Below are 9,031 nucleotides of genomic sequence, written 5' to 3'. Positions count from 1 at the left end.
GAGTGGACTCGAACCACCGACCCCCACCATGTCAAGGTGGTGCTCTAACCAGCTGAGCTACGGTCGTACTATTTAGTGTTCCCTTAGAACAAGTTGGATATTAAACACTTCATTCAACCTGTTCAAGAGCAAGTCGCGATAAAACCAGAAAAAAATAACTGCTTGATTACTGTTTGTTCAAAAAGAAACCCGCTTAACCGATAGAGAGTAGAGGTTGCGCTAACTATTTGTACAGTAACGCAATCATCGTGGTTTATTCGTACTCTGATTCGGTTAATTCAACGTTGTCTTTTTCAAGAGTCCCATACAATCGCTCAAAGTGGTTGGTCAACTTATGAGTTGGATATAAATGCACCAGAGGCTTTTGGTGATAGTGGGATTCCTTCATTTTGATTGATTGCGGCAGATAAGGCTTAAGGATCGGAAGCTCAAGATCTTGCAGATCCGCAATGATTTTCGATGGGAAATTAGCTTGAGCGTTGAACATATTGACGATAACGCCTTCAACTTCCAGATCTGGATTATGGTCTTCCCGTAGTTCGGCAACATTATTGAGAAGCGTGAGCAGGGCTTGTTGAGAAAAACTGTCACAATCGAAGGGGATGAGCAACTTGTGTGCAGCAATCAATGCGGCTTTACTGAAGAAGTTAAGGTTAGGCGGGGTATCCAGGTATATGCGATCGTAAGTTTTTTCCAGTGAATCTAATGCATCACGGAGCTTGTAAATTTTGTAGCGGCGTTCTAGTTCGGATTCTATTTTTTCTAGCCGGGGACTGGCGGGGATAATGTCAAGATTGCAGAAGTCAGTAGACTGGGGGAATTCATTGATTGGTGTCGAGACAGAAAACCAGCCGACACTTTGGTTGAGTAAGTCAGCAACTGTGGTTTTGCTTTCTTTGTTGATGTCGTAGCCAAGGTAATGGCTGCTGTTTCCCTGAACGTCGAGATCGACTAGTAACGTTTTATACCCTTTGGCTGCACTAAGGGCGGCCAGATTGGCTGCAATACTTGATTTACCAACGCCACCTTTTTGATTGAATACAACGCGCCGCATGTTTCCTACCTTAAATATGTATGATTAATAGGTAAATAAATGGAGTGAGGTTATTGTAAAAGCTCATGTTCTGGCGGTAATAACCGGGAAATCCACAAGACTAGCTTGTGTTTCATGTTCGGGCCATCTTCTTGATTTGTGGCGAGAGGGGTGATTTGCTTGGTTTCGACCAATAGGCGGTAGATGCATTCCACTTTGTCTTTAGGGGAGACACTCTTGTCCAGATCGCCATATCCTTGCTTTTTCGCAAATGCCATGCCGAGCTCGAGTGCTTTCTTTAGCAATTTGGCTTCATTTTTGTGTTTCTTCATTGCTTGCTCCTTGCAATACTGATTCGCTCAGTTCATCCGCTTGAAAAACTGAGCGAATAGGTATCATCCAGCCTTCATCTTAGAGCCAATTAATGTTAATTAAAAGGCTGATTTTTCAAGAATAGTTAGTTACACACCTATCTTCATCTGGCAGCGTTTGAAGGTTCGCTGCCAGTATTTGACATGCTCCATAGTTGCATCTCGGAAACTTTGATGTAGTTCTCCGGCAACGTAATGAGTGTAGTACGCTAAAAAATGCTTCGGTACCGGATGGGGAGGTTGCAGGATAACTTTAAGAGGTTCTTGAATTTGCAGATACTGGGAATCTAGTTCTGCCAGGTAGGGTTGGATTTCGGCAATAAAGAATCGGTAGAACACATTTCTCAGGTATTCAGCTTTTTGTTGGTTACGGTTTTTACCGCAGATAACCTTAGATTCGTTTTCTTCTAGCAACTGGGTGGAGATTACCAGCCAGTCCCGAGTTCTGGTAATTGAGTATATGAGCTGACCAAAATAACGGTAGGTATGGATTTGTTCTTGATGGAACAGTAAGCGTTCGACTTTTTTGGGAGGGACAATCTCATCATTTTGGATAGCATCGTGTATAGCGTGCAGGTAGTGCAGTGCTTCCTGGTTTTCTGTTGAGCCGGGGAAGTTACTTAGGGCAAAGGGCCGACTTGTAATACGAAGCTGTTGGCGCCATTCTTTACCCGACGTCAGCATGTTCCAGAAGTAGACCGGTAGTTGTTTGTGTTTAAGCTGGTGAAATTTATGCAGGTCTGGGAGTAGTTCAGAGTCTTGTGAAAGCGAGTTGATACAACGTTCCAAGCCGCCGATAAATAGCAACTCGTAACGTAGCTGTTGGGTTCTGTCACGGACCCTTCCCAGAACTGAATTACGCTCGGCGATTAGGCCGAATAAACCACACTTTCTGAGTTCGTAGGCATCAAGTAACCCCATCCGGATATCTTCGACAGGTAAAAGTAGTTCGCGTATGTCTGCTAACTGTATGATATCAGTTTCAGGTTCTTGGAAAGGTGTGACATCCAGTACATTGGCCAGCCTTGAATGGTAGGTGTCGAGACTTTTCTCTGCACTATCTCGCTCGCACCCTAGCATATAGAGACAAGTAAAAATTAGAAAAAGAAGCAGGTAAGTCTGATGGTATGGCATCTCATACTTTTGCTGTTTTTTTTAATTATGGTGAAGGATTGAGCAAAAAGGAAAGGCGACACATGTTCGCCTTTTCTTTTAATATCGAGCTGTTTAATACTGGATTATTTCGGTGACTTGCTGTCCGAATATCGTTTTTTAACGAAGTGACATGGCAATTTGGTAATCATTGCCTTGTTTTTGTACCCAGTGCAGTCTTGAACCCAGCATAATGGCGGCAGAGGTCAGGCCAACAATATTACCAGTCCAGAAACCATGTGGGCCCATGGCCTCAACAACCAGGTCGGTCATGCCAAGGGTATAGCCGATAGGCAGGCCGAGAATCCAGTAAGCAATAAAGGTACGAATAAAGATTGCACGCATGTCTTTGTAACCACGCAGAGCACCAGCGGCAACGACTTGGATGGCATCGGTGCATTGGTAGACTGCGGCAAGGAATAGTAGCTGACCAGCCAGTGTAATAACATCCGGGTTATCGGTATAAAGTAGTGCGATTTCCTCACGGAACAAGATGGTAAGTGTCGCGGTTGTCATCGACATCAGCAGGGCTACAAGCAGGCCACAGTGGCTGGCAATTCTTGCTTCCTCAAGATCTTTTTTACCGAGTAGGTGGCCAACCCGGATGCTCAGTGCTGCGCCAAGGCTCATCGGTAGCATGAATACCAGCGATGAAAAGTTAATGGCGATCTGGTGTGATGCGACAATGATTGAACCTAGAGGTGAAATCAGTAGGGCAATTGCGGCAAAGAGTGAGATCTCGAAGAAAATTGAAGCAGCCACGGGAAAGCCGAGCTTAAACAGGCGAATAACGGCTTTTAACTGAAGTTTGTGCCAGGTAGTGAAAAGGCCTACTCTGTTCAGGTGCTTGTTAAGCTGTACGTAGATCAGCATAGAGAAAAGCATCAGCCAGTAAACGATAGCTGTTGCAACACCACAGCCAACACCACCCAGTTCAGGTGCGCCGAATTTACCGTACACAAATATCCAGTTGAGTGGAATATTGGCACCTAATCCGATAAAGCCAATGATCATGGCTGGTATCGTCATCGACAGGCCTTCTGAGAAGCTTTTCAGTGTCTGGAAAAACAGAAATGCCGGTACGGCGAAAAGTACAGCATGCATATAGCCGATCGTTTTTGCAGCCAGGGTGGCTTCTACATCCATGAACTGGATTAAGACCCCCGCATTATAAAGAACCAGCATAATCGGCACGGAAACAATTGATGCTAGAACGAAGCCATGTTGAACTTCAAATGGGATTCGGTCTTTTTTACCTGAGCCGTTCAGCTGGGCAACGATAGGAACCAGAGCAATAAGCAAGCCCACTCCAAACAGGATGGAAGGAAGCCAGATACTGGCAGCAACGGAGACGGCTGCCATATCGGTAGCACTGACGCCACCAGCCATTACTGTGTCGACAAAGCTCATAGATGTTTGAGCGATTGACGCAATAAGGACAGGAATTGCGAGCTTTAATAATTGGCGTGTCTCACGCCGGTAATTATGCACTGAATGCTCCTGATGCAGTTATTAGTAATACATATTCGATAAGCGGTAAATTATAACGCTACGATCTGCCGATACAATTACTAATCAGGGCTGATTCCGGGCTTTAGCGTACGTTTTATTGGTGGCTAGTCTAGGATTGCTCTGAATTATTCGCACTACTATCAATAACGGCACGTTTTTTACCTGTCAGCTTGGCTTTGTATAGCATGTTGTCTGCTATGGCATAGCTGTTCACTTTGCCCGGGAAACAGTCTGTCCCACCGATACTTGCACTTAGTTTGATCTGACAGCCTTCGATATGCAGTGGGCTATGTTTCAGTTTTAACAGTATGCGTTTAGTCAGGGTTTCAACGTCATTAGCTTCGGACCAGATAGCAAACTCTTCACCGCCAATTCGGCCAATAATGTCGCTAGTTGCCAGGCAGGTTTCACAAACACGGGTAAAGTGCTTCAGTGCTAGATCGCCGATGACATGGCCAAAAGTATCGTTTAGCTTTTTAAAATCATCGAGATCCAGAATTAGCAGCCAGCCGTTATTTTCTTCTGAGCGATGTGCGAATGTTTCCCAGAAGTGGCGCTGGTTGGCGATGCCGGTTAGCGCATCTGTATTGGCAAGTTTCCGAAGCTGGTGATTTGCTGCACTCAGCTCTTGTGTTCTTTCGCGTACGCGTTCTTCCAGTTTCTGATTTAAGTGATCAGTTTCTTGTTTCTGTTTGTCTAACTGGCTGATGGTCGCTTCAAGGTGAATAGTCATTTTATTAAACGAGAGTGCCAGTTTGCCCACTTCATCGTCATGTTCAACGGCGATTTTCTGAAGCCATTTTCCTTGACTGATTTCTTCGGTAGCTTTTGTTAATTGTCGAATTGGTGTCAGCAGGCGTATCGTTCTGCGACTGCCGTAGTAAACGGCGATCATAATAATGAGTGCAGCAATTATGAATGAGTAGTGCTTAGTTTGGATTAAGTCCTGCGTAAACTCTGATTCCGGTGAATATATAACAATGGCGACAGAGCGTTTCTTGCTCAGTGGGAAATGAGTATGAAAGTTGAGCCAGGTTTCGCCCTTATAATCAAAGGATTGAATAGATGTATGGCTTTCGCCTTCCTGACTGAGGCTAGGTAACAGTTCGCTTAAAACCGATGTCGGTCCTGAAGTAATATTGACCAGTTTACCATTTTTAGCTCTGTGATTAATATCACTGCTGGCTAAGATATCACCATTGGTATCAATCAGTGCCACTATGCTGTTTTTGCTGGGTTTGGCATTGAGCAGGGCTTTTTCGATGCTGGAAAGGGTTAAATCGACACCCCATACGCCAATCACTTCCCCGTGCTGGTCCCGTAATGCTTTCGAAAGTGTTATACCAAGCCGGTCGTTATTAACAACGCCCGGGTAGATATCACTCCATACCGGCGAGTTGTTATTTATTGCATCCTGATACCAAAGCCTTTGTCGCGCATCAAAGTTCCTAATGCGTTTGATGAACCTATCTGGTTGAACTGTATATGATGTGCGGTAGCTGAGCAAAGGGCCGGCTTTACCATTTTGGGATTCAAAGCGTACAAAGTGCTGTTTAAGTTTCTGACCAACAGACAGCAGGCCACCCTGAGTGTTGGCAAAGTAGAAGTAATCAATGCTTTCATGATGATTAAGCGCATTCGTCAGGTACGCTAGTAAGTGCTCTCTGTCTTTTACTATATCTGTCAACTGTTCCTGTATAACATCCTGGTGCAGGTAAACTTCATGCACTTTTGAGAAGAATGAATCCAGCTTGTTGTATATGGTTTCACTGGAATGGCGGTAGAGTTTCTCAATAGTCAGACGGTGATCCTGTTCATAGCTGTGATGCCACAATAAACTGATTGTCAGAGCTGTCAGGATAATAAACAAACTTAGGGTAAGCTGAATACGCAGGACAAGATTATTCGATAATAAGGTAAGCATTGAGTGATGTTGAGTCTTGTAGATGTTTTATTTATATGTATTGTGTGGAGCACGTGGAGAATATATGGTTCGGTGTGATGTTACAAATCAAACCTATAGTTCAGGATGAAAAATGTACGAGGTTTTATTCTCTAGGTGCATTTGTATCCTTAGGCGCCATATGAAATTTATAACATTGGATTTTTAAAGCATAGCTGGCAAATTTATGGATGATTGGAATAAGTTGTTAATATAGAGTGGCTTTTTATGTGCTCCTATCAGGCTGTTAAGAATGATTCTCGTTACTGTCAATAACTGCTCGGTTTTTACCTGCCTGCTTTGCTTTGTATAGCATGCTGTCTGCGATTGCATAACAGTTCACTTTACCGGGGTAGCCGTCTGTACCTCCAATACTGGCGGTCAGTTGAATTTGATTGCCAACAGCATGAAGCGGGGCATTTTTCAAAACAGAAAATATCTGTTCAGTTAACGCCTTGATTTCACTAAGGCCTTTGGCCTCGGACCAAATGGCGAACTCTTCACCACCGATACGACCTATAAAATCATTACCCCCCAGGCTAGCTTCACAGCATTGGGTAAAGTGTTGTAGGGCCTGGTCGCCTGTCATATGTCCGTAGGCATCATTTAGCTGTTTGAAATTATCAATATCCAGGATTAGTAGCCAACCGTGGGTATCCTCAATTTTTTGTGCGAACATTTCCCAGAAATGACGACGGTTGGCTATTCCCGTTAGAGGATCAAAGTCGGCTAACTGGCGAAGGCGCGCATTTACAGCACTTAGCTCTTCTGTCCTTGCTTTTACTCGTTCTTCCAGCTTTAGGTTCTGCTTTTCAAGCAGGGTATTTAGGCGTTCGGTTTCTTGCTTTTGGTTATCTAATTGGCTGATGGTTGTTTCAAGGTGTTCCGTCATATTATTGAAAGACTTGGCCAATTGACCCACTTCATCATCACGCTCAAGTCTTATTTTATGAGTCCATTTACCTTGGCTTATTTGTTCGGTGGCTTGGGTTAGTTTCCTGATAGGCGTAAGGATATAGTGGGTTGCCGCTGAACCATAGTAGATAGCAAGGGTGATCATCAATACTGTAATAATGATGGCATAATGCTTTGCTTGCAGGAGATCCTGGGTGAGATCGGTAAGTGGCGAATAAAAGACAATGGTAACAGAGTTATTCTTACCGAGAGGGTAGTGAGAATAGTAGTTAAGCCATGGTTCGCCTTTATAGGTAAATGGCTCGATAACGTTATCCCGGTGTTTCGCGTTGTGGTTGATAGCAGGCCACAGTTGACCTAAAAGCGGAGCATGATCGGAATCTACATTGAGCAGTTTGCCATGTTGCGGACCATGTTTCGGATCGCTACTAGCGAGAATGTCCCCGTTAGCATTAAGCAGGGCAACGGTACTATTTTTGCTGGGTTTGGTTTTTTGGAGTTCATGTACCACTCTTGAGAGAGTCAGATCGACTCCCCAAACACCAAGAACTTGGTTATTTTCGTCTCTAAGCGCTTTGGACAGGGTAATACCCAACATATTTTTATCGACCGCACCTGGGTAGATATCACTCCAGATTGGTTGATTTGTTTTGACGGCACGCTGATACCATTCTCTTTGGCGGGCATCGTAATACTTGATGCGATCGATTACTTTTAAGTCGCGACCATCAAATTGACTTTCATAGCTGAGAAGCGGACCGGCCTTGTTGTGCTGAGATTCCAGCCGGACAAAATTTCTATTTTCTCCTTGCCCTAATGACAACAAACCTCCTTTGTTATTGGCAAAGTAGTAATAATCAATATTGAAATGATGGTTGAGAACATTCTCGATGTGTGAGAGTAGTTGTTCACGGTTTTGGACGATTTCAGGAAGCTGTGTGTGGATTCTTTGTTGGTGTTGGTACACCAATTTAGCTTCAGCAAAGAAGTTATTTAATTGAGTTTGAATGGTTTTGCTTGAATATCGATATAACTTTTCAACAGTTGTCAGACGTACTTGTTCAGAGCTGTGATACCATAGCAAGCCAATTGGCGTTGCTGTTAACAGCACAAACAATGTCAGGATTAGCTGAATACGAAGGCCAAGGTTTTTAGATAACTTGCTGAACATTTAGATTCCTTGGGCTTGGAAAGGAATATTTATACCTTTGTGTATCCTTGAGAAGGATATATCGTTCAGTGTGATGTTACAAATGTTATACGTGTAATATGCAGCACAAAACACTTCTAATCAGCCGTATGATTGATTTTAATGTCTAGCAATATTTACAGTATTGTTGCTATATCTAAGTAACCTCGCCTTCCGGGAGTGAATTTGCACCTTAAGATATTTTGCACCTTAAAAGATATAGGTTAACAGGAGAAATTATGTTTACCGGGATTGTTCAAGGGACGGCTGACGTCGTTGATATTAAGAAAAAAGATCATTTTCAGACGCATGTGATTCGCATGCCTTTCGGATTATTGTCTGATTTGGAAATAGGTGCATCAGTTGCACATAATGGTTGTTGTTTAACAGTCACTGAAATTAATGGCGATCAGGTTTCATTTGATTTAATGCAAGAAACGTTAAGAGTGACAAACTTAGGTTTGTTGTCTATCGGTGATTCAGTCAATGTTGAGCGTGCAGCCCGGTTTGGCGATGAAATTGGTGGCCACTCTATGTCAGGGCACATTAATGTTGCGACAGAAATTAGTGACATGGTTAAAACACCGAATAATTGTATAATTTGGTTCCATTTGCCTACTGACTATAAGAAGTATGTATTACGAAAGGGGTATATTGGAATTGATGGGTGTTCGCTGACGATTGGTGAAGTAAAAGAGGATTGTTTCTGTATTCACTTAATACCGGAAACATTGAAACGAACCTTGTTTGGACAACGTAAGGTTGGTGATGTAGTGAATATCGAAATTGATCCGCAGACCCAGGCAATCGTTGATACCGTGGAAAGGGTATTAGCTGAGAGGGTCGTGATGCCAACTTGGTGATTTGAACTATAGTTTAGTTATTTGTCGAGTTATCGGGTGATCTTATGGCGACAC

7 protein-coding genes and 1 tRNA gene are annotated in these 9,031 nt (G+C 43.4%); 1 reads left to right on the top strand and 7 read right to left on the bottom strand.

Translation table 11 applies throughout. The features are described from left to right. The 7 genes from Q0852_RS22995 to Q0852_RS22965 form a co-directional block, all read right to left on the bottom strand. Positions 1-59, bottom strand: a tRNA-Val gene (locus Q0852_RS22995). A 194-nt stretch (positions 60-253) separates the two neighbouring features. Then, positions 254-1,054, bottom strand: a complete 801-nt coding sequence (locus tag Q0852_RS22990) for a ParA family protein (RefSeq protein WP_299022604.1) — start codon at positions 1,052-1,054, stop codon at positions 254-256. Positions 1,055-1,104: 50 nt separating this feature from the next. Next, a complete protein-coding gene (locus Q0852_RS22985; RefSeq protein ID WP_299022601.1) occupies positions 1,105-1,365 on the bottom strand; it encodes a DUF5062 family protein in 261 nt (86 codons plus the stop codon). Between the two features lie 129 nt (positions 1,366-1,494). After that, positions 1,495-2,538, bottom strand: coding sequence for a DUF3080 domain-containing protein (locus Q0852_RS22980; protein ID WP_299022599.1), 1,044 nt, complete (start codon positions 2,536-2,538; stop codon positions 1,495-1,497). 138 nt (positions 2,539-2,676) lie between these two features. Then, positions 2,677-4,047 (bottom strand): MATE family efflux transporter, encoded by a 1,371-nt coding sequence (locus Q0852_RS22975; protein WP_299022596.1) that lies wholly within the window; start codon positions 4,045-4,047, stop codon positions 2,677-2,679. A 130-nt stretch (positions 4,048-4,177) separates the two neighbouring features. Next, positions 4,178-5,992 (bottom strand): diguanylate cyclase, encoded by a 1,815-nt coding sequence (locus Q0852_RS22970; RefSeq protein WP_299022594.1) that lies wholly within the window; start codon positions 5,990-5,992, stop codon positions 4,178-4,180. A gap of 265 nt (positions 5,993-6,257) precedes the next feature. Continuing rightward, positions 6,258-8,096: a diguanylate cyclase gene (locus Q0852_RS22965; protein WP_299022592.1), complete on the bottom strand. Its 1,839-nt coding sequence runs from the start codon at positions 8,094-8,096 to the stop codon at positions 6,258-6,260. 257 nt (positions 8,097-8,353) lie between these two features. Between Q0852_RS22965 and Q0852_RS22960 the strand changes: the two genes are divergently transcribed. Beyond that, positions 8,354-8,977, top strand: coding sequence for a riboflavin synthase subunit alpha (locus tag Q0852_RS22960; RefSeq protein WP_299022589.1), 624 nt, complete (start codon positions 8,354-8,356; stop codon positions 8,975-8,977). Positions 8,978-9,031 lie beyond the last annotated feature (54 nt).

Origin of the sequence: uncultured Photobacterium sp. (genome assembly GCF_947502415.1) — a bacterium.
In the GTDB taxonomy this organism is placed as follows: Bacteria; Pseudomonadota; Gammaproteobacteria; order Enterobacterales; family Vibrionaceae; genus Photobacterium.
Note: the sequence above shows the minus strand (reverse complement) of the source record. Positions and strands in the feature narration are given on the sequence as shown.

Coding starts and splice junctions, on each gene's coding strand:
- Q0852_RS22990 (WP_299022604.1), bottom strand. CDS start 1,054: ATGCGGCGCGTTGTATTCAATCAAAAAGGTGGCGTTGGTAAATCAAGT.
- Q0852_RS22985 (WP_299022601.1), bottom strand. CDS start 1,365: ATGAAGAAACACAAAAATGAAGCCAAATTGCTAAAGAAAGCACTCGAG.
- Q0852_RS22980 (WP_299022599.1), bottom strand. CDS start 2,538: ATGCCATACCATCAGACTTACCTGCTTCTTTTTCTAATTTTTACTTGT.
- Q0852_RS22970 (WP_299022594.1), bottom strand. CDS start 5,992: ATGCTTACCTTATTATCGAATAATCTTGTCCTGCGTATTCAGCTTACC.
- Q0852_RS22965 (WP_299022592.1), bottom strand. CDS start 8,096: ATGTTCAGCAAGTTATCTAAAAACCTTGGCCTTCGTATTCAGCTAATC.
- Q0852_RS22960 (WP_299022589.1), top strand. CDS start 8,354: ATGTTTACCGGGATTGTTCAAGGGACGGCTGACGTCGTTGATATTAAG.